The organism is Bradyrhizobium sp. S3.7.6 (assembly GCF_054061875.1).
Genome location: NZ_JBSSEQ010000001.1, coordinates 4361352 through 4380383, shown reverse-complemented (window position 1 = coordinate 4380383; position 19032 = coordinate 4361352). Strand labels below are relative to the sequence as shown.

Sequence of the window (19032 nt, the reverse complement as noted above, 5' to 3'; positions counted from 1 at the left end):
AGTTTAGGCGCTCACGGCGCGCAAGGCTGTGGGCCTCGTCAAGCTCGGGTTGACGCGCGCAAGCTGGCGCATCTCAGCAAGCCCGAGGAGATAGCAAACAACGGACTCGCCCCCGCGGTTTTCGTTGGCGCGATCAGCGTGCAAACCATCCCGGCAACTGCCAGTGAGCGGATCGACCAGCGCCACTGAGAGATCGTTGCTGCCCAGGAACCAGGCGAAGGCCCGAGTTGCCATGGCTTTCCATTCGGCATCGCCGTCGGCACGCCACGCAGCGAGGCAGGCGGCGATCGTCGCCGTTGCCTCCACGGGCTGCTGATCAAACGCACGGGGACGTTGCCGCCGCTCGCCGAAGCCGGCGGTGCCGACCGGCCGGAAATGCCCTGCCGCGGTCGTCTGCTGCGTCATGAGCCAGCGCAGAGACCTCAATCCGGCATCGAGATATTGGGGCGCCTGCGTCGCCATGCCTGTGAGGATCAACGCCTGCGGCAGCCGCGCGTTGTCGTAGGCCAGCCCTTCCTCAAACCACACCCAGTCCGACGTCTCGACCGACGCCAGACACGCCATCAACCTGCCGGCAAGGGAATGCCGGACGTCCCTGGCGTGGAGATCGTCCGGAGCCACAGCGCAATAGGCGTCCAAACCCAGCAGCATGAATGCCCATGCGCGGGGCGAACGAAAGCTCGTCGCGATCGACAATGCCTGGGCGAACAAAGCAGCGGCCCACAGGCGCCGGGCCGGGCTCGCGTCTCTGCGTGCAGCCTCGCCCAAAGCCCATAGCGTCCGCCCGTGACTGTCTTCTGACCCTCTGTCCTCAAGCCAGGTTCGATTGAACCCCATGAAGTTGCGAAATTGCCCGGTGTCGGGATTCCAGGCGTGCTGCACGAATGCCGCAAACCGGCTCGTTAGGATTTCCGACAGCGGCTGTTCGCCTGGACCATTGAGGGCGCAGGCCAGCAGCAGCGCTCGGGCATTGTCGTCGACGCAATAGCCGTGCGCGCGATCCGGCACCGAATGGACCGCATGCTGGAACAGGCCGACATCATCGCACATCGACAGGAAATGGCCGATCTGCATATCGGGCGATGCGGGGCTACGTGGCTCCGGCACATTGATGTCCGAGCACGCGAAGAGTTTAAGCCGATGGCCTTGCCGTACATTCTCGAAGACGGACACGTAGCGCTCGGCCACCCGTTCCCATGTCATCATCCGGCTCGCCGCATAGGCGCGCCGCGACATCGCCTGCCGGCGGGCGTCGTCGGTCAGCAGGCCTGCGATCTCGTTGCCGATCGCCGCGGCGTCGCTGAAAGGCACCAGCACGCCGCACCCGTCGGCAAGCAGCTCGCGGGCGTGCCAGTAAGGCGTCGAGACGACCGGCTTCCCCAATCCGAAGCTGTAGGCCAGGGTTCCCGAGGTCATCTGGGCCTCGTTGAGATAGGGCGTGACATAGACGTCGCACATCGAGATGAATTCGAGCAGCGTGGCGAGATCCGCGAACCGGTCGAAGAATACCACGTGGTCGTCAATTCCGAGTTCGCGCACCCGCGCCATCAGGCTCTCGCGATAGGCCTCGCCCTGATTTCGGACCAGGTTGGGGTGCGTTGCGCCAAGCACGACATACACCGCATTCGCGCAGCGCTTCAGAATCGACGGCATGGCGTCGATCATGATTTCGATGCCCTTGTTCGGTGACAACAGGCCGAATGTCAGGATGACCGATTTTTGCTCAAATCCAAGCTTGGCCTTCGCTGCATCGGGCTCGACGAAGGCGACATCCGGAATGCCGTGGGCGATGACCTCGATCTTGTCATCGGCCACCCGGTAGACGTCGCGCAGCAGTTCGCGGCCCTTATTGGCCATCACCACGACCTTCGACGACGCCTCGACGATGCGCTCCATGACCGTCCGCTGCGCAGGTGTCGGATCGGCGAGCACGGTATGGAACGTCGTCACCACCGGCATGGCAAGGCGGGACAACAGCACGAGGATATGGGCCCCGGCCTCACCACCGAAAATCCCGAACTCGTGCTGCAAACACACCGCATCGAACCGGCCGGCATTGAGGAAATCCGCGGCCCGCATGTAGTCTTCGATATTGCCGTCCTTGATCTGGAACGCGACCGCCGGAGGATAATCATAGGCTTGACCGCGATCGGTCATTGCCACGATGCTGGTCTCCAGATCCTGGCGCGAAATCGATATCGCGTTCTTCAGGTCGGTCGTATAGGTCGCAATTCCGCATCGTCGAGGCAGCGAGTTGCCGATCACGGCGATACGGCGGAGCGGCGTCATGTCGGCACCTCTATGATTTCGCTTGATGTCGGAGCGTGCACGGCGGGCGGACGCGCCGGCGAATTCTGTCGTCCGTCACCTCCGCCACGCGCTGCTTGATTGCAAACCTCAACAGCCGCGACAGATATTCTTCAGCTTCGCTGCGGTTCTGGCCTCTTCCGCAATGAACGGGTCCTTGTAGGCAGCCCGCGCTGCGTCTTGTTCGGCAGCAGTGGGTTGCTTCGCTTTCGGCGGAAACGCAGCGTCGTAGCAGGCAAGCCGTCCGCTCGTGCTCTCGATCGCGCGGCAGTCCGGCTCTTTGGCGACTGCACTTTGCACGAATGTGCCAAGCGCCAATGCGACAATAAGGATTTTCATACGGGTATCGTTCCTCGCGAAGGATCCGGGCGCGCCGTTTGACGCCCCTGCGCTCCTCATGCCTCGAACTGGTCGAACTCGTCAGACAGCAGAACCCGGCCCTGCGGCGTGCATATCCGCACGTCGACATAGCCTTCCTGCAACAGCTCCCTTGCCTTCTTCAGAGCGGCGGCCGTCGTGGTGCGGGCCAGGCTGACGTAGCCGCTTTGATCGCGTCCGCTCACCAGATATTGGAGCGGCGTCCTATCCATGCAGAAAAGCTGCAGCAGCCACCAGGAGCAACAGAAACAGAGGGACGATCACCGGCGGCACGATCCAGTCGGCCAGATTAAAGCGAGGCATGCGCGCTCCTCCTCGTTCGGCGGGAGCGCTAGTGACCCTCAGTCACCGATGGATGCCATGGGAAGGGCGGTGATCGCAGGACCCTACGCTTATGCCCTGCCAATAGCGAGCCTTAAAACGGCACGCATCGACGCGGCGGCGTTGCCTTGAGCAGCGGCCTCGTTTAGGTCAAACAACGGCGGTATCAACACGGGCACGACTGGCATGGCTACAATCTTCTTCGATCTCGACGGCACGCTGACCAACCCGAAGCCCGGGATCACCCGCTCGATCCAATACGCGCTGGAGCGGCTCGACCTTGCCGTGCCGAGCGAGGACGAGCTGACCTGGTGCATCGGGCCGCCCCTGCACGCCAGCCTGAAGAAGCTCACCGGAAGCGACGAGCTCGCCGACCGTGCGCTACTGCTTTATCGCGAGCGATTTGCCGATATCGGCCTGTTCGAGAACGAGGCCTATGCCGGCATCATCGACACGTTGACGACGATCGCGGCAACCAGCCAGCGTATGTTCGTCGCCACCAGCAAGCCCGCGGTCTACGCCACCCGCATCGTCGATCATTTCGGCCTGAAACCGTATTTCGAGCGCGTGTTCGGCTCCGAGCTCGACGGCACGCGTGTCGACAAGCGCGACCTGCTGCGCTATGCGCTCGACGAAACCAAGGTCGATCCCGGCAGCGCGATCATGATCGGCGACCGCAGCCACGACGTGATCGGCGCCCGCACCAACGGCATGACCGCGATCGGCGTGCTCTATGGTTATGGCAGCGAGGCCGAGCTGCGGGATGCCGGCGCACATCACATCTGCGCCGCGCATCCCGAACTGCTCGGTCACTGCGCAGCCTAGGCGCTGACGGTCTCGACGGCCGCCAGTATGCCGGTCTTCGAATGGCAGTTCAGATATTCGAAGAGCTGCTCGTCCGCGGCCGCCACCGTGACCTCGTGATAGAGCCGTAGCTTTGCCGACGGCCCGAGCGTCGACAGGTATTTCATCGCCGCGCCGAATATCTTGACGTGGGTCAGATGTGACTCCGCCCAGCGTTCCAGTGCGGCGAGGCTCTTCCACCAGCTCTGGCCGTAGGACTTTTCGCTCACGTTGCCGTCGGCGGAGAGCACCTGCATGTAGCGGTTGGCGTAGCATCCGATGGCTAGCCCGTCGTCGCGCAGGAAATCCATGCCCTCGCGCAGCACCGGCTCGACATCGTCGAGATAGAGCTTGCGTTCCGATGCCTCCGTATCGCTCCAGTCCTGCCCGGAGCGGATCAGGCAGAGATTGTCATGCGCCTTCACCCGCAGCCGCGCGCCGTCGCGGATCAATTCCGGCGCGCCGCCCGGCGTCATCGGATCGGTCTGCGACAGCGGAATGCGATCGCGCATGCCGCCCCAATAGGCGTGCTCCTGCACCTCGCCGCTCATGCCGTCGGCGATTGCGGCCACGCCCTCGGGCCGGTCGAGCGAGGAGAACAGCGTCTCGTGCCGGGCGACCGTGGGACGCAGCACCTCGATGAAGGTGCCGATGCCCTCGCGCGCCTTCACAGTCCACGCCTCGCGTGCCGGCGCGAACCATGCGTCGAAGCGCGCGATGTCATCCCAATAGGCAACCGACACGGCGGTCTCATAACCGGCGCGGTCGACGTAGCGGGCGCGGTCCCAATGCGAAGGCCCGCCCTCGGCAGCAAACCGCGCCGCAATCTCGGCGAGTGCCTCCGTCGCAGCCGCCGGCGCCGCGCCGCGATGCTGCACACCGAAATAGGCCATCACGACGCTGCTTACGGCGGGCTTGTAGCGCGCCACGAACGACGGATATGGCGGCTGGTAATCGTCCGGCACGCGCTTGTGGCGCGTGCGCTGGGTCTCGAGATGCAGAGGAATTGCGGATTCCATGATCGTACCCTCCCCTTGATCCCGGCGATCAGCTCGCCGCCGCCGCGATGTCCGTGGGCTCAATGGTGTCGACCGGCAGCGCGAACTGCTCGACGCGCTGATATCGCTTCTTGTTAAGCAGGAGCCGCGTCACGTCGGGCCGCGAATAATGCCCGGCGGGATCGGCAGCGTTCTTGGCAACACCGATGGCACCGAGATCGATCTCGGCCATCAGCAGCCCTTCCTGGTCCGGCGCCAGCTTGTCGCCGATCTGGCTGCCGTCGGGACCGTAGATCGCGGCGAATCCGCCACCGACATGCAGCAACGCATTCTTGTCCGGCCGGTCGCAGAGCTCATCGATCATGGCCTGCGAGACCGTCGCGCACGGCGCGAGCACGAAGCAGGAGCCCTCCACCGCATAGACGCGCGAGGCGGCATTGTTGACCTCGGCGCCGAGCGCCGGCGCGAAGGGATCGTAGAGCGAGAAGCTCGGCCAGGCCGCGACATGCACCTGCTCGTTCTGGGCGTACATCGCATATTTCGACAATGGCTGGAGATGCTCCCAGCAGCACAATGCTCCGATGCGGCCAATGTCGGCTCTTGCGTGGACGGCAAGATCGCTGCCGTCACCCTCGCCATAGACCGTGCGCTCGGCATGGGTCGGCCGCAGCTTGCGGCGCTTTGCGATGGTCTCGCCGTCCGGCCCGATCAGCCATTGCGCCAGATAGAGACTGCCGCCGTCACGCTCGGACAGGCCGAGCACGGCGGTGAGCTTTGCCTTGCGTACGGCGTCGCGCAGCCGCTCGGCCTGCGGACTGTCATAGGACAGCGAGTTGTCGAAGTAGCGCTGCACGAAGCCGCGGCCGATCGCCCAGGCCGGCGAGTCCATCCAGATATGCCAGGGGTAGCCGGGGATGAAGGCCTCGGGAAAGGCGATCAGCTTGGCGCCCTTCTCGGCGGCGTCCCTGATCAGCGCGATCGACTTGTCGATCGACGCGTCGAGATCCAGCCAGGCCGGCGCCGCCTGCACCACCGCGACCTTGTATTTCGGATGTTCGATGCCCATTCCCGCCTCCATTGCCGGTTGATCGGAAGCCACGTCCGATGCAGTCTATTTGGCCAAGCCACCCGGCCGGGCGCTCGACCGCAGTGGAACAAAAACTCGACTGGCCGGGATCGCCGACGGGTACGGGACTTGCCTTCGGCCTGGCTGGATCTGCGCCTACATGCGGTTTTGCTGGATGTGACAGGGAGGCTTGCCGATGCCAATCCAGTTCACGACAAACGGCAGCCCCGGCTACCGGCGGCTGGCGCTGTGGCAGGACATTGTCTGCGACGTCTTCGTCGGGCTCGACTGCAAGTCCGACCTCGGCAGCGCCTTTCGCGGCTCGGTCACGCAGGCCCCGCTCGGCAAGGCCGTGTGCTCCGAGGTCTGCTCCGACCGCCAGCACGTGTTCCGGACGCCGTCCCGCATCGCGCGTTCGGATCAGGATTTTGTCCTGGTTGCGCTCGGCAATCGCGGCGACGGAGGCGTGGTGCAGGACGGCCGCGAGACCGTGATCCATCCCGGCGAGTTCGCGCTCTACGACACGACGCGTCCCTATGAGCTGAAGTTCAACCACGCCTTCACGCAGACCATCTTCAAGCTGCCGCGCGAGATGTTGCAGCGCCGGCTCGGCGCCACCGAGACACTCACCGCGATGTCGTTCGGCGCCGATGTGCCGCTCGAACGGCTCGCCTATGATTTCATCTTCAGGCTTTGCCAGAGCGCGGACCGACTTGCCCCGGACAACGCTGCGTCGTTGTCGGAGCAGGCCGTCGATCTGCTCGCGATGGCGCTGAGCGAACGGCTCGGCAAGACATCGCTGCCGTCCTCCACCCACCGCTCCGCCCTGCTCTATCGCTTGAAGGCCCATATCCGCGCTCATTTGGCGGATCCCGACCTCTCGCTGTCGGAGGCCGCTGCTGCACTCGGCATCTCGCCGCGCTATGTGAACGATCTCCTCGCCGACGAGGATACCTCGTTCCAGCGCCATGTGCTTGCCGAGCGTCTCGCCCAATGCCGGCGAGACCTCGCTTCGCCCGTGCTGGCCCATCGCCACGTCAGCGAGATCGCCTTCGCCTGGGGCTTCAACGATCTCTCGCATTTCGGCCGCGTTTTCCGCGAGCATTTCGGAATGTCGCCGCGCGACTTCAGGCAGAGCCAGTTGCGGCACTGACATCCAGCCAGCTATCACCTCGAGCCTTCGCTGCAGGCGAAGGCAAGGCTCGTCAATTCCAGATTGCCTTGTCCGGCTGTGCGCATCAGGCTCGCGTGCATGAGGACTCACGCCACCATAAGCGGATCGGAGCTGTTGCTGGGTGTGATCGCGATCAGGCTCGCGGTGCTGGTCCTGGTGGGGTGGGGGCTGACGCTGCTGCCGCGGCAGGCGCGTGACGGCGAAGCCGCCTGCTTCCCCTCGCCCGCAACCAGGGTCGAGGTTCAGTCATCGGTGAAGTCGCCCGGCGCGCGCGTTGCCGATGCAGCATTCGATGACATGCGCCTGCACGACTAGGCCATTCCCGAGCAAGGCCGGTATGTGAGCGCGTGATAGGACGCGGCCCGCGCTTGCATTACCATCGCCCAAAGGCCGCACCGGTCAACCAGCGGCCAGCCGAGGAGCATATCATGGAATACCGACGCTTGGGCCGATCCGGCCTCATGGTGCCCGCTTTGAGCCTGGGAACGGGCACCTTCGGCGGCGTCGGCCGCCTTGCTGCATGGGGTACGACGGACGCGGCCGAGGCGCGGCGCCTTCTTGATATCTGCCTCGATGCCGGGGTGTCGATGTTCGACACCGCCAACGTCTATTCGCTCGGCGAATCCGAGCGCGTCCTCGGCGAGGCCATCAAGGGCCGCCGCGACAAGGTTCTGATCTCGACCAAGGCCACCTTCCGCTTCGGCGATGGGCCCAACGACATCGGCTCGTCGCGGCAGCATCTGCTCGCGGCAATCGACGGTTCGCTGAGCCGGCTCGGCACCGATTACATCGACCTGTTCCAGCTTCACGGCTTCGACGCGTTCACCCCGCCTGAAGAGGTGCTTGCGACTCTCGACGTGCTCGTGCGCGCCGGCAAGATCCGCTACGTCGGCGTCTCCAACTTTTCGGGCTGGCACCTGATGAAGTCGCTCTCGGTTGCCGACAAGCATGGCTTCCCACGCTACGTCGCCAACCAGACCTACTATTCCCTGATCGGGCGCGACTACGAATGGGAGCTGATGCCGCTCGGCGTGGACCAGGGGTTGGGCGCAGTGGTCTGGTCACCGCTTGGCTGGGGGCGCCTCACCGGAAAAATCCGACGGGGTCAACCGAAGCCCGAGGTCAGTCGCCTGCCCAAGACCGCCGATTTCGGCCCGCCCGTGCCCGATGAGCACGTCTATCGCGTCGTCGAGGCGATCGACGAGGTCGCCAAGGAGACGGGCAAGAGCGTCTCGCAGATTGCGCTGAACTGGCTGCTCCAGCGTCCGACGGTCTCGACGCTGATCATCGGCGCGCGCAACGAGACGCAGCTGCGCGAAAATCTCGGCGCGGTCGGCTGGACATTGACCCAGGACCAGATCGCAAAGCTGGATGCCGCGAGCAAGGTGACCTTGCCCTATCCCTACTGGCACCAGCGCACCACCTTCACCGACCGCAATCCGCCGGCGGTGTAGAGACGGCCAACTGCCCGACCGCTCGGCTCCCCGAGCCCTCGCGAAAGCGGTCCCGACGCGTTTTCCTGTGCCGGAAGGCCTGCTTCCGGCACAGGAACCGTCCGGGTCCTGCCGGGTTGCGATCCATCCTGCAACTTCCTAATTCGGGGATGAATCAAGGCTCCAATCAGGCTCGCCTCCATCATGTCGTCTGCCCCGATCGAGCATGCCGACGGCCTGCCGCAGCCGCTGCGCAACCAGGCGGTGCTGACGATTGCACTCGGCATCATCATGGCGGTCGTCGACAGCGCCATCGCCAACGTGGCGCTGCCGACAATCGCGGCCGACCTCGATGCGAGCCCGGCCTTCTCGATCTGGATCGTCAATGGCTACCAGCTCGCGATCACGATCTCGCTGCTTCCACTGGCGTCGCTCGGCGAGATCGTCGGCTATCGCCGCGTCTATCTGGCCGGGCTCGTACTGTTCACGCTCGCATCTGCCTTCTGCGCGCTGGCGCATACGCTACCGCTGCTGACGATCGCGCGCATCATCCAGGGTTTTGGTGCGGCCGGCATCATGAGCGTCAACGCGGCATTGGTGCGCTTCACCTACCCGCGCAGCCAGCTCGGTCGCGGCATCGGGATCAACGCGCTCGTCGTCGCCTTCTCGGCCGCGGTCGGCCCGACGCTCGCCGCGGGCATCCTGGCGGTCGGAACCTGGCCCTGGCTGTTCGCCATCAACGTCCCGCTGGGTGCGGTGACGCTGGTGCTCGGCCTGCGCAGCCTGCCGCACACAAAACCCGCCAGCCGTTCCTTCGACTGGCAGAGCGCAGGACTATCCGCGATCACCTTCGGCGTCGGCATCGCGGCCGTCGACAGCGTCGGTCATGGCGAAGCCGCCATCACCTGTCTCGTTCAATTCGCCATCGCAATCGTCGCAGGCGCGCTGCTGATCTACCGCGAAACCCACATGACCTCGCCGCTGCTGCCGGTCGACCTGTTGCGCATCCCGGTGTTCGCGCTGTCGATTGCGACCTCGATCGCCTCGTTCTGCGGACAGATGCTGGCCTTCGTCGCGATCCCCTTCTACCTCCAGAGCCGCTTCGGCTATTCCGCCGTGCATATGGGACTTCTGATCACGCCCTGGCCGATCGCGGTGGCGCTCGCAGCCCCGCTCGCCGGCCGCCTGGTCGAGCATTATCCGGCCGGCCTGCTCGGCGGCATCGGGCTCACGCTGTTTGCCTGTGGCCTCGGCGCACTCGCCTTCCTGCCTGTAAGCCCGACACCGCTCGACGTGATCTGGCGGATGGCGCTGGCGGGGGCCGGCTTCGGCCTGTTCCAGACCCCCAACAACCGCACCATGATCGCGGCCGCCCCGCGCGAGCGCGCCGGCGGCGCCAGCGGCATGCTGGGCACGGCGCGCCTGCTCGGCCAGACCACCGGCGCGGCGCTGGTGGCGCTGCTGCTCGGCCGCTATCCGACCGAGGGAACCAGGATCGCGCTCCTTGTCGGCGTCGGATTTGCGCTGTGCGGTGCAGTGCTGAGCATGCTGCGGCTGTCGCCCGCGGGCGCGCGCGGCGCCGAGCACGTCCGGGTACAGGACGACCAGCGCCTGCGCGGCGAATAGCTCACGTCCAGGTTCTGCTGCTCTCGCGCGCAACTTGTGCGTGGCTTAACTATCTGGACCAATGACGTATTGCCCTCCCGGTTGCGCTTCATTGACGCGGGGAATAAGGGGCATTTCATGCGTTCATTTGGAATTGTGGCGCTCAGCGTCATGCTGGGCGGCTGCGCGTCTGTCACGCGAGGCACGACCGAAAACATCAGCATCTCATCGACACCGTCGGGCGTGGAAGCCGTCGTCAGCGGAATGGAAGTTCCGACCACCTGCACGACGCCGTGCTCCGTGGTCGTCAAGCGGAACGCCGACATTTCGATCACCTTCCAGAAGGAAGGCTATGAACCGCAGATCGTGCCGCTCAGCCGGGACATACCGACCTCCGGGGCCGCCGGCTTCGCCGGAAATCTTTTGCTCGGCGGTGTCGTCGGCATGGGCGTCGATGCTGCCACCGCGGCGGCAACCGATCACAAGCCCAACCCTGTCATCGTGACCATGCAGCCGTCAGCTCCCGCTCGCGCACGGCCACCCGCGCCGAAGAAGCCGCGGCCGCCGGCGGCGCCTGCGCCTGACACCGGCACCTAGCGCCTCGCAACTGCCACGCAAACAAAAAGGCCGGCTTTTCAGCCGGCCTTTTCAATTCATATCGCTCGCAATCAAGCCTTGACCAGCGGGCCCTTCGAGGTCGGCCCCTTCGAACCGCCGGAGCCACCACCGCCCGGCTTGGACTTGCCCGGCGGACGCTTGCGGGCGCCGGGCAGCTTCTCCTGCTTCGGCGTGATCGGACCGTCGAGGAACTCGAACCCGATCTTGTCCTTGGTCTCGTCGGCCTCGTCCTTGACCAGGACGACGCGGACGTGGCCGCCACCCTTGAGCTTGCCGAACAGCACCTCGTCAGCCAGCGGCTTCTTGATGTGCTCCTGGATGACGCGGGCCATGGGCCGTGCGCCCATCTGCTCGTCGTAACCATGCTGGACCAGCCAGGTCTTGGCGGGCTCGGACAGTTCGATGGTGACGTCGCGATCGCCGAGCTGAGCCTCGAGCTGAAGCACGAACTTCTCCACGACCGTGCCGATCACCTCGACGCTGAGATGGCCGAACGAGACGATGGCATCGAGACGGTTGCGGAATTCCGGCGCGAACTGCCGGTTGATCGCCTCGTGGTCGTCGCCTTCCCGCTTCGAGCGGGTGAAGCCGAACGCCTGCTTGGCGAGATCCGAAGCACCTGCGTTCGTGGTCATGATCAGGATCACGTTGCGGAAGTTGACCTGCTTGCCGTTGTGGTCGGTGAGCCGGCCGTGATCCATGATCTGGAGCAGCACGTTGTAGAGGTCGGGATGCGCCTTCTCGATTTCGTCGAGCAGAACCACGCAATGCGGATGCTGATCGACGCCGTCAGTGAGCAGACCGCCCTGGTCGAAGCCGACATAGCCGGGAGGCGCGCCGATCAGACGCGACACAGTGTGCCGCTCCATGTATTCGGACATGTCGAAGCGCAACAGCTCGACGCCGAGCGACGCCGCGAGCTGCTTTGCAACCTCGGTCTTGCCGACGCCGGTCGGACCCGAGAACAAATAGCAGCCGATCGGCTTCTCCGGCTCGCGCAAACCGGCACGCGCCAGCTTGATCGATGCGGCAAGCGACTCGATCGCCTTGTCCTGACCGAACACGGTGCGCTTCAGGGTCTGCTCGAGATGCTTGAGCACCTCGGCATCGTCCTTCGACACGCTCTTCGGCGGGATCCGCGCCATCGACGCGATCGTGGTCTCGATCTCCTTGATGCCGATGGTCTTCTTGCGCTTGTTCTCAGCCACCAGCATCTGCGCCGCGCCGGACTCGTCGATCACGTCGATCGCCTTGTCGGGCAGCTTGCGGTCGTGGATGTAGCGCGAGGAGAGCTGCACCGCAGCCTCGATCGCCTCGTTGGTGTACTTCAGCCGGTGGTAGTCCTCGAAGTAAGGCTTGAGGCCCTTGAGGATCGCGATCGCGTCCTCGACCGTCGGCTCGTTGATGTCGATCTTCTGGAAGCGCCGCACCAGCGCGCGGTCCTTCTCGAAGTGCTGGCGGTATTCCTTGTAGGTGGTCGAGCCCATGCAGCGGATCGTGCCCGAGGCAAGCGCCGGCTTGAGCAGGTTCGACGCATCCATCGCCCCGCCCGACGTCGCGCCCGCACCGATCACGGTGTGGATCTCGTCGATGAACAGGATGGCGTTGGGATGCGCTTCGAGCTCCTTCAGCACCTGCTTCAGGCGCTCCTCGAAGTCGCCACGATAGCGCGTGCCCGCGAGCAGCGTGCCCATGTCGAGCGAGAACACGGTCGCAGCCGCAAGAACCTCCGGCACCTCGCTGTCGACGATGCGCTTGGCGAGGCCCTCCGCGATCGCGGTCTTGCCGACACCGGCCTCGCCCACGAACAGCGGATTGTTCTTCTGCCGGCGGCACAGCACCTGGATCGCTCGGTTGATCTCGGAATTGCGTCCGATCACCGGATCGATCTTGCCGTCGCGCGCCTTCTTGTTGAGGTTGACGCAATAGGTCTCGAGCGCTTCGCCCTTCTTCTTGGCGTCCTCGGTACCCTTTGCCTCGGTCTCTTCGTCGACGCCGCGCACCGGCCGCGCCTCGGAGACGCCCGGCCGCTTGGCGATGCCGTGGCTGATGTAGTTGACGGCGTCATAGCGCGTCATGTCCTGCTCCTGCAGGAAGTACGCGGCATGGCTCTCGCGCTCGGCGAAGATCGCGATCAGCACGTTGGCGCCGGTCACCTCTTCGCGACCGGACGACTGCACATGGATCACCGCGCGCTGGATCACGCGCTGGAAACCGGCGGTCGGCTTGGCGTCGTCGGCGCCATCCGTCACCAGATTCTCGAATTCGGTTTCAAGGTAATTGACGAGGCTCGTGCGGAGCTTGTCGAGATCGACGCTACAGGCGCGCATGACGGCGGCTGCATCGGAGTCGTCGATCAGGGAGAGCAAGAGATGCTCGAGCGTCGCGTATTGGTGATGACGCTCGTTTGCGATCGCCAGCGCACGATGCAGGGATTGTTCAAGGCTTTGGGAAAAAGTCGGCATTCGCGTCCTCTATGGCCCCCACCATCATGATCGCCATCGCCCGGTCAGGCAACAACAACCTTTGTCACATATAGTTATACAAGACCGCGGCGAAAGACCGGTTCCGCGACTCAAATGGGCATTACGCGCCCACGGCATGCTCGATGCAAAACCCGTTCCGATTTGGGCAGAACTACCCATTTGGGCAGGATTGACGCCGCTGATTTTCGCGGGATCACGCAGCAGGATGTGCTGCCGTCACATACCGCGCGACCAGAACCGATCTAAATAACTCTGGATGTGAACGCGCAGCTATTTCTTTTCCATCACGCATTGCAGCGGATGCTGGTGCTTGCGGGCGAAGTCCATCACCTGCGTCACCTTGGTCTCGGCGATCTCGTAGGTGAATACGCCGCACTCGCCGATGCCGTGATGATGGACATGCAGCATGATCTTGGTCGCGGCCTCGATGTCCTTCTGGAAGAACTTCTCCAGCACATGGACGACGAATTCCATCGGCGTGTAGTCGTCGTTCAGGATCAGCACACGATACAGGTTCGGCCGTTTGGTCTTCGGCTTGACCTTGGTGATGACAGACGTATTCGGCCCCGTCGGTCCGCCCGAACGGTTCTCGTCATTGCTCATACGAGGAGCGTGGGCAGCGGCTTGCGCGGACAGGTCTAGTCTGAAAGTCAGGTGCGGCATGGCTCAGGCGTTCAAATTCCCCACGGAAGCGAGTGACGGTCAGCCGCGCGGCCCCGCCCTTCGGAGCTTTGCACGGGCGCGCCGCCTTGTTGGATCACCGCTTCCAACCGGTCCGGTCAAGCCCGGCTCGATTGTAGGGAATATGGGCCCGCCCCCGGCTCGCCGCAAGCGTGCAACGGTCTGGCCAAAATGGTCGAGGCAGTCCCGATTCCCGGTCCGGCGATCCTGACCAAGGTTAGTCAATCCGGACCGATTTGACAAAAGTTTCGGCCGGCACCGTTTAGAACATCTTCACCAGGAATCCGGCCGTTAAGCGGCAGCGGCGATTTCGCGGGATACCTCCGGTTTTCTACGGTCCCATCGAGCTGCCGTTCAATCGCTTGGCGCCTGGTGCGCATGCGCGTCGCCATGCTGCTCGACAACGCCGGCTCGATGGCCCAGGACGGCAAGATGTCGGCGATGCCGACGGCCGCGAAGAACCTGGTCGATCAGCTCAGTGGCCTCGTGCTCCTCGCCGGCGCTCTCGATGCGCAGAATCGCTGGTGGTACAGCAATGCCTCGCAGATCGACACGCGGCGGAAGAAGCTGCGCGATGACGCCGAAGCGGCGAGCATTGCGCGAGCGGCATCGACACGTTCTGTCCAGACCGTGTGGGGTTGACGTCGGTACGTCGTTGTCGAAGCTGCGCGTGGCGCGCTGAACCGGATCTCTGTCGCGACAACAAAAAAACCCGGCTGAACCAGCCGGGCTTTTCGATTCCAGGAGTTCCAGAGGACGTTAGTTGGCAGCCGGGGTGAACTTCGAAACGATGGTCTCGACCGGCTTGAACGCCTGCTTGGCGAGGTCGCTGTAAAGGCCGGCGATCTTCTGCGATTCCGCAACGAAGGTCTCGTAGCTGGAACGGGCGAAGTCGGTCTGCGCTTCCACGGCCTTGTCCAGCGACTTCACGCCGGAAAGCTTCTCGACGAAGGACTTGGTGTCTTCAAACGACTTCTTGGTGTAGTCGCCATACGCGCTGGCGATCGCCTGGAGGCCATGCTGCATCGAGGTCGCGGAAGCAACGCACTGCTCGAACTGCTCTTTCCCGTAGCTCTGAAAGTCTTCAACCTTGAACATTTCGGAATCCTTTTTCCCTGGCTTTGGTCCGGAAGCCCCGGCTCCCTGACTCCGCCCAAAAATAGTGCAACGCACAAAAAAGTCAAGAATCTTGTGCGGCGCACAAAATTAGATGCAAATCGCTGAGATTCCCGGGGTTTCCCGCAATGGTTCCTTAAGCTTTTGGAAACCGCGGACCCCTACCCTGATTCCCTGGACGTGTTCAGCTTCCGCGAACGGTCAAAAGCCGTTCGAGAACATCACCTTAGCCAGAACAGCGGCTCAGGCCCAACGTTTCCCGCAGCGAACACCAGCGGAGAGACAGCCTGAGCAGGTAATGATCCCGGGTCGAGTGGGCACAATTTCGCCTCACGGGCCGGTGATCAAGTCAGAAACGGGGACGGGGTTTCATGCTTCGTAAAAACTTGTCTTCCTCGCGCTTGGCGCGGGTTGGCGTTTTCGGGCTTCTTACGGTCACCGCCGTAGTCATCTTCACCGATGCTGCCGAGGCACGGCGTCACCGGCGCCAATACGCTCACCACCGGGTGCAGCGCGATGTGTCCGACAGCTCCAGCCCGAAATTCGCATCGATCATCGTCGACGGCAATTCCGGCTCCGTGCTCCAGGCAACGAGCCCGGACGGAATCCGCCACCCCGCCTCGCTCACCAAGATCATGACGCTCTATCTGCTGTTCGAGCGCCTCGAGTCCGGCAGGATGAAGCTCGACACCGAGATGCCGGTCTCGCAGCACGCCGCCGATCAGGATCCGACCAAGCTGAACCTCCGTGCCGGCCAGACCATCCGCGTCGAGGACGCGATCAAGGGCCTCGTCACCCGCTCCGCCAACGATGCGGCCGTCGTGATCGCGGAAGCGATCGGCGGCGACGAGGACGACTTCGCCCAGATGATGACGCGCAAGGCGCGCTCGCTCGGCATGTCCAAGACGGTCTACCGCAACGCCAACGGCCTTCCCAACGACGAGCAGGTCACGACCGCGCGCGACCAGGCCACGCTCGGCCGCGCCATCCAGGAGCGCTTCCCGCGCTACTATCGCTATTTCGCGACCTCGACGTTCAATTGGCGCGGACAGTCGATCCGCAACCATAACCACCTGCTCGGCAGCGTCGAGGGCGTGGACGGCATCAAGACCGGCTACACCCGCGCCTCCGGCTTCAACCTCGTGACCTCGATGCGTCGCGGCAACCGCCACCTGATCGGCGTGGTGCTCGGCGGCCGCAGCGGCGGCTCGCGCGACGCCACCATGCGCAACCTGCTCGCGGAGAACCTCGAGAAGGGCGCCACCACCCACACCGTCGTCGCCGTCACCGAGCGCAACGGCGCAGATGCCAATACCGACGTCGCCGATGCATCGGAGACCCCGGCCCGCCCCGCTCCGCAGGTCCAGCAGGCCGCGGCCGCCCCTGCCCCCGAAACGGCCCCGCAGCGCCTCGCCTCGCGCCTCTCAGCGCTGGCGGCTGCGACCGCCGCGATGCCGCCGGCTCAAGCCAGGCCTGACACCAGCAAGCCTGAGGTTCGGCCAACTGAATCCAGGATCGAGCCCGCGCCGCTCACCAATGGCGTGATCTCCAGCCAGCCGCTCTCCATCATCCCCGGCTCGTCCGAGCCGATGAAGCCAGTCCGGGTGAAGACGGTTCAGGTCAAGGCCGGCACCGTGAAGGTCGCCTCCGCCGCGCCGGCTCAGGTCACACCGCAGGTCACGAGCACGATTGCGGCCCGCTCCGACGTCGCGGAGACCTCCGGCGCCGTCGTCGCCCGCGCCGATCTCATCAACAAGCCCGAGATGGCGAGCCAGCCCGAAGCGCCGAAGGCCGAGCTCGCCCGCACCGAGATGCCCCGTCAGCCGGCGGGCTTCGGCACCGGCAATGGCATCCTCGGCGTGCTGCCCGCCGCAACGGCCGCGGCGCCCACTCCGGCTGCTGCGAAGCTCGCTTCGGCCGATCCTGTGCCGCAGCCGATCCAGATGAGCGCCACCACCAAGCCGGTCGTCACCCATAGCGGCTGGATCGTCCAGGTCGGCGCACTCGAGAGCGAGAACGAAGCCCAGCAGCGCATCGACGCCGCCCGCAGCTCCGCCCGCGGCCTGCTCAGCAAGGCCGACCCGTTCACCGAGCCGGTCCTCGCCAAGGACAATCGCAAGCTTTACCGGGCCCGTTTCGCCGGGCTCGAGCGGGACCAGGCCGAAGCCGTCTGCCGCGCCCTGAAGCGCGCCGACATCTCCTGCATCACCGTCCGCAACTGATCTGTCGTACCGCTCCAATCAAAATGCCCGCGCCTTGCGCGGGCATTTTTGTTTTGGGGGATGCGGCGATGCCAGTTCCGCGACAACCTCTCGTCAAGGATTTACGGTTAAAACTTTACTCAAGGGATCGACCACGCCGACAAAGGCGGGCATCGGGGCGACGGCAGACAGAGCAAGCGGAGCTTACGCGGTACGGGCGTTTGTAGCGTAGTGCCGGAGTTAGCCGTTATGCGTGCGAAGCAGAGTATCCTTGGCCTCGTTCACACGGGCAGCGAGATACGTCGAGCCCCCCTGGTCGGGATGGAGTTTCTTCATCAGGGACTTGTGCGCCCGGCTGATGTCGTCGCGCCCCGCGCCCGGCTGCAGGCCAAGGATCTGATAGGCTTCCTCCGCCGTCATTTTGCCGCTCGGCGCCGTGCGGCGCTGCCGCCCTGCCGCATCGCCCTGCGCGTTCTGACGCCAGGCGGGAAACCGGCGGTCCAGATAGCTTTCAAGTAGGGCCACGCTCTCGGCGTCGAACGCCGGAGCCATCGCCAGCAGGCCAGCGAGATCGAACTCCTGGAGATCGCGCCCGGCGTGAGGACCGGCGACGATCTGGCCGGCGAGCTGACCCGAATCGTGGTCGAGCCGCATGTCCAGGAATTGCGAGCGTACGCGCGAGGCCTGTCCGGCCGGGCGCGTTGCGCCACCGCCGAACAGCCCGCCGATATTGCCGAAGCCGGCATTCGCCAGCGGCGTCCAGCCCAGGAGCCCGGCGCCGAAAATCCCGAGCGGGATCGCCACCGCCAGCTCGCCCCGCAGGCCAGTGAACGCTGCGACCGCGAGCGCCACCACGCCGCCACCGAACTTGATGGTGCGCGCCAGCACCGCCGGATTGGCGGAGCGGAACATCTGGAGCAGCAGATAAAGCGTGATAACGGCGATGGCGCCGGCGATCAGGGTCATGGCCGGAATATAGTCGCCCTCACGGCAAAATGCATGGCGTCCGTCTCCGACGCGGGCCGCTACTTCATCTGCCCGATCAGCTTGGCCGCACCGCTCGCACTCTTGGCAAGTTTCAACAGCGCCTCGCGGCCGCCGGCGGCATAGGCCGCGGCCGCGCGCAACAGCTCGCGAAGCTGCGCCGCCGCGCCGGGATCGAACCGGCACCAGGCCCCGCCGGTCAGCCGCGCGATCTCGCGAAAGGCCTGCTCGGCCACGGCGTCGGCGCCTTCCTGAAACACGAACACGGGGACCTTGAGCATGCCGAGCTCGCCGGCCTTGGCGCAGAGCTCGTCGACCTTCTCCTCCATGGCATCGCCGACGAAGACGACGGCACGCACGCCCGAGGCGACCGCCTCGCGCCGCACGTCGCTCAGCACCTTGCCGATCTGGGTGTCGCCGCCGCGACAGTCGATCTTGCTCATCAGCGTCGCGAGCTTCGCGCTGTCGGAGATCCAGCCCGTGGCGCGACACTCGTTCAAGCCGCGATAGTAGACGAGCCGGATGTCGAGGCTGCCGATCGCTGCGGCCTCGCGGAACATGTCCGCCTGGAGCGCGCAGGCCATGTCCCAGGTCGGCTGCCGGCTCATAGTCGCATCCAGCGCGAAAATCAGCCGCCCCTTCGCGCCGGGGGCATGCGGCGACAGCGCACGCGCCTTGGCGACGAACGCGGCGATGTCCTCCGCGGTGCTGGCTTGAGGCAGCGTGCCGCCGGTTTGGCTCGAGACGGCATCACGGCCACGCGGTTTGACGGGTTCGCCGGGCATCCCTGCTCGCTTCTTGCGTGAGCGGCTAATGTGGAT

Annotated in this window: 18 protein-coding genes; 8 read left to right on the top strand and 10 right to left on the bottom strand. The window is 64.8% G+C overall.

The window, feature by feature from the left end:
• Positions 1 to 3 precede the first annotated feature (3 nt).
• The 3 genes from ACVJ5M_RS21070 to ACVJ5M_RS21060 all read right to left on the bottom strand — a co-directional run bounded on the left by ACVJ5M_RS21070 (position 4) and on the right by ACVJ5M_RS21060 (position 2897).
• Positions 4 to 2289: a glycosyltransferase family 4 protein gene (locus ACVJ5M_RS21070; RefSeq protein WP_354078235.1), complete on the bottom strand. Its 2286-nt coding sequence runs from the start codon at positions 2287 to 2289 to the stop codon at positions 4 to 6.
• Between the two features lie 108 nt (positions 2290 to 2397).
• Positions 2398 to 2646, bottom strand: a complete 249-nt coding sequence (locus tag ACVJ5M_RS21065) for a type VI secretion system-associated protein TagO (RefSeq protein WP_063982775.1) — start codon at positions 2644 to 2646, stop codon at positions 2398 to 2400.
• Between the two features lie 56 nt (positions 2647 to 2702).
• A complete protein-coding gene (locus ACVJ5M_RS21060) occupies positions 2703 to 2897 on the bottom strand; it encodes a hypothetical protein (protein WP_063982774.1) in 195 nt (64 codons plus the stop codon).
• 295 nt (positions 2898 to 3192) lie between these two features.
• Here ACVJ5M_RS21060 and ACVJ5M_RS21055 point away from each other — a divergent pair, with 295 nt between their 5' ends.
• The gene (locus ACVJ5M_RS21055) at positions 3193 to 3831 is read left to right on the top strand and encodes an HAD family hydrolase (protein ID WP_085405549.1); all 639 of its coding nucleotides are present in this window, start codon (positions 3193 to 3195) and stop codon (positions 3829 to 3831) included.
• Here the strand turns inward: ACVJ5M_RS21055 and ACVJ5M_RS21050 are convergent.
• Both ACVJ5M_RS21050 and ACVJ5M_RS21045 read right to left on the bottom strand, forming a co-directional pair.
• A complete protein-coding gene (locus tag ACVJ5M_RS21050; RefSeq protein ID WP_354099980.1) occupies positions 3828 to 4868 on the bottom strand; it encodes a phenylacetaldoxime dehydratase family protein in 1041 nt (346 codons plus the stop codon). The two genes, ACVJ5M_RS21055 and ACVJ5M_RS21050, sit on opposite strands and share 4 nt — an antisense overlap.
• 28 nt (positions 4869 to 4896) lie before the next feature.
• Complete coding sequence (locus ACVJ5M_RS21045; protein ID WP_354099979.1) at positions 4897 to 5913, bottom strand: carbon-nitrogen hydrolase family protein; 1017 nt, start codon at positions 5911 to 5913, stop codon at positions 4897 to 4899.
• Between the two features lie 196 nt (positions 5914 to 6109).
• On the opposite strand from ACVJ5M_RS21045, the gene ACVJ5M_RS21040 reads away from it, so the two are divergent.
• The 5 genes from ACVJ5M_RS21040 to ACVJ5M_RS21020 all read left to right on the top strand — a co-directional run bounded on the left by ACVJ5M_RS21040 (position 6110) and on the right by ACVJ5M_RS21020 (position 10722).
• Positions 6110 to 7066 carry an AraC-like ligand-binding domain-containing protein gene (locus ACVJ5M_RS21040; RefSeq protein ID WP_456679381.1) on the top strand — a complete coding sequence of 319 codons (957 nt, stop codon included), beginning with the start codon at positions 6110 to 6112 and terminating at the stop codon, positions 7064 to 7066.
• A 99-nt stretch (positions 7067 to 7165) separates the two neighbouring features.
• Positions 7166 to 7402: a hypothetical protein gene (locus ACVJ5M_RS21035; RefSeq protein ID WP_354095843.1), complete on the top strand. Its 237-nt coding sequence runs from the start codon at positions 7166 to 7168 to the stop codon at positions 7400 to 7402.
• Between the two features lie 113 nt (positions 7403 to 7515).
• Complete coding sequence (locus tag ACVJ5M_RS21030; protein ID WP_354078228.1) at positions 7516 to 8541, top strand: aldo/keto reductase; 1026 nt, start codon at positions 7516 to 7518, stop codon at positions 8539 to 8541.
• A 183-nt stretch (positions 8542 to 8724) separates the two neighbouring features.
• On the top strand, positions 8725 to 10146 hold the full coding sequence (locus ACVJ5M_RS21025) for an MFS transporter (RefSeq protein ID WP_354099977.1): 1422 nt from the start codon (positions 8725 to 8727) through the stop codon (positions 10144 to 10146).
• A 117-nt stretch (positions 10147 to 10263) separates the two neighbouring features.
• The gene (locus ACVJ5M_RS21020) at positions 10264 to 10722 is read left to right on the top strand and encodes a PEGA domain-containing protein (protein WP_166342146.1); all 459 of its coding nucleotides are present in this window, start codon (positions 10264 to 10266) and stop codon (positions 10720 to 10722) included.
• Between the two features lie 71 nt (positions 10723 to 10793).
• On the opposite strand, the gene clpA is transcribed toward ACVJ5M_RS21020, so the two are convergent.
• Together clpA and clpS are read right to left on the bottom strand one after the other, a co-directional pair.
• Positions 10794 to 13208 carry an ATP-dependent Clp protease ATP-binding subunit ClpA gene (clpA, locus tag ACVJ5M_RS21015; RefSeq protein WP_014494656.1) on the bottom strand — a complete coding sequence of 805 codons (2415 nt, stop codon included), beginning with the start codon at positions 13206 to 13208 and terminating at the stop codon, positions 10794 to 10796.
• 291 nt (positions 13209 to 13499) lie between these two features.
• On the bottom strand, positions 13500 to 13832 hold the full coding sequence (clpS, locus tag ACVJ5M_RS21010) for an ATP-dependent Clp protease adapter ClpS (protein ID WP_014494655.1): 333 nt from the start codon (positions 13830 to 13832) through the stop codon (positions 13500 to 13502).
• 456 nt (positions 13833 to 14288) lie between these two features.
• Between clpS and ACVJ5M_RS21005 the strand changes: the two genes are divergently transcribed.
• Positions 14289 to 14552, top strand: a complete 264-nt coding sequence (locus ACVJ5M_RS21005; RefSeq protein ID WP_166340944.1) for a hypothetical protein — start codon at positions 14289 to 14291, stop codon at positions 14550 to 14552.
• Positions 14553 to 14669: 117 nt separating this feature from the next.
• Here ACVJ5M_RS21005 and ACVJ5M_RS21000 read toward each other — a convergent pair whose 3' ends face one another.
• The gene (locus ACVJ5M_RS21000; RefSeq protein ID WP_014494653.1) at positions 14670 to 15008 is read right to left on the bottom strand and encodes a phasin family protein; all 339 of its coding nucleotides are present in this window, start codon (positions 15006 to 15008) and stop codon (positions 14670 to 14672) included.
• A gap of 389 nt (positions 15009 to 15397) precedes the next feature.
• Between ACVJ5M_RS21000 and ACVJ5M_RS20995 the strand changes: the two genes are divergently transcribed.
• Positions 15398 to 17248 (top strand): D-alanyl-D-alanine carboxypeptidase, encoded by a 1851-nt coding sequence (locus ACVJ5M_RS20995; RefSeq protein WP_166342147.1) that lies wholly within the window; start codon positions 15398 to 15400, stop codon positions 17246 to 17248.
• 219 nt (positions 17249 to 17467) lie between these two features.
• Here the strand turns inward: ACVJ5M_RS20995 and ACVJ5M_RS20990 are convergent, their stop codons facing one another.
• The gene (locus tag ACVJ5M_RS20990; RefSeq protein ID WP_063982763.1) at positions 17468 to 18193 is read right to left on the bottom strand and encodes a DnaJ domain-containing protein; all 726 of its coding nucleotides are present in this window, start codon (positions 18191 to 18193) and stop codon (positions 17468 to 17470) included.
• A gap of 59 nt (positions 18194 to 18252) precedes the next feature.
• The gene (locus tag ACVJ5M_RS20985; RefSeq protein ID WP_039147674.1) at positions 18253 to 18996 is read right to left on the bottom strand and encodes a vWA domain-containing protein; all 744 of its coding nucleotides are present in this window, start codon (positions 18994 to 18996) and stop codon (positions 18253 to 18255) included.
• Positions 18997 to 19032 lie beyond the last annotated feature (36 nt).

Bases quoted from the DNA above. Each gene is read 5' to 3' on its own strand.
- ACVJ5M_RS21025 (WP_354099977.1), top strand. From the start codon at position 8,725: ATGTCGTCTGCCCCGATCGAGCATGCCGACGGCCTGCCGCAGCCGCTG.
- ACVJ5M_RS21055 (WP_085405549.1), top strand. From the start codon at position 3,193: ATGGCTACAATCTTCTTCGATCTCGACGGCACGCTGACCAACCCGAAG.
- ACVJ5M_RS20995 (WP_166342147.1), top strand. From the start codon at position 15,398: ATGCTTCGTAAAAACTTGTCTTCCTCGCGCTTGGCGCGGGTTGGCGTT.
- clpA (WP_014494656.1), bottom strand. From the start codon at position 13,208: ATGCCGACTTTTTCCCAAAGCCTTGAACAATCCCTGCATCGTGCGCTG.
- ACVJ5M_RS21035 (WP_354095843.1), top strand. From the start codon at position 7,166: ATGAGGACTCACGCCACCATAAGCGGATCGGAGCTGTTGCTGGGTGTG.
- ACVJ5M_RS21050 (WP_354099980.1), bottom strand. From the start codon at position 4,868: ATGGAATCCGCAATTCCTCTGCATCTCGAGACCCAGCGCACGCGCCAC.
- clpS (WP_014494655.1), bottom strand. From the start codon at position 13,832: ATGAGCAATGACGAGAACCGTTCGGGCGGACCGACGGGGCCGAATACG.
- ACVJ5M_RS20990 (WP_063982763.1), bottom strand. From the start codon at position 18,193: ATGACCCTGATCGCCGGCGCCATCGCCGTTATCACGCTTTATCTGCTG.
- ACVJ5M_RS21005 (WP_166340944.1), top strand. From the start codon at position 14,289: ATGCGCGTCGCCATGCTGCTCGACAACGCCGGCTCGATGGCCCAGGAC.
- ACVJ5M_RS21040 (WP_456679381.1), top strand. From the start codon at position 6,110: ATGCCAATCCAGTTCACGACAAACGGCAGCCCCGGCTACCGGCGGCTG.
- ACVJ5M_RS20985 (WP_039147674.1), bottom strand. From the start codon at position 18,996: ATGCCCGGCGAACCCGTCAAACCGCGTGGCCGTGATGCCGTCTCGAGC.
- ACVJ5M_RS21070 (WP_354078235.1), bottom strand. From the start codon at position 2,289: ATGACGCCGCTCCGCCGTATCGCCGTGATCGGCAACTCGCTGCCTCGA.
- ACVJ5M_RS21000 (WP_014494653.1), bottom strand. From the start codon at position 15,008: ATGTTCAAGGTTGAAGACTTTCAGAGCTACGGGAAAGAGCAGTTCGAG.
- ACVJ5M_RS21045 (WP_354099979.1), bottom strand. From the start codon at position 5,913: ATGGGCATCGAACATCCGAAATACAAGGTCGCGGTGGTGCAGGCGGCG.
- ACVJ5M_RS21020 (WP_166342146.1), top strand. From the start codon at position 10,264: ATGCGTTCATTTGGAATTGTGGCGCTCAGCGTCATGCTGGGCGGCTGC.
- ACVJ5M_RS21030 (WP_354078228.1), top strand. From the start codon at position 7,516: ATGGAATACCGACGCTTGGGCCGATCCGGCCTCATGGTGCCCGCTTTG.
- ACVJ5M_RS21060 (WP_063982774.1), bottom strand. From the start codon at position 2,897: ATGGATAGGACGCCGCTCCAATATCTGGTGAGCGGACGCGATCAAAGC.
- ACVJ5M_RS21065 (WP_063982775.1), bottom strand. From the start codon at position 2,646: ATGAAAATCCTTATTGTCGCATTGGCGCTTGGCACATTCGTGCAAAGT.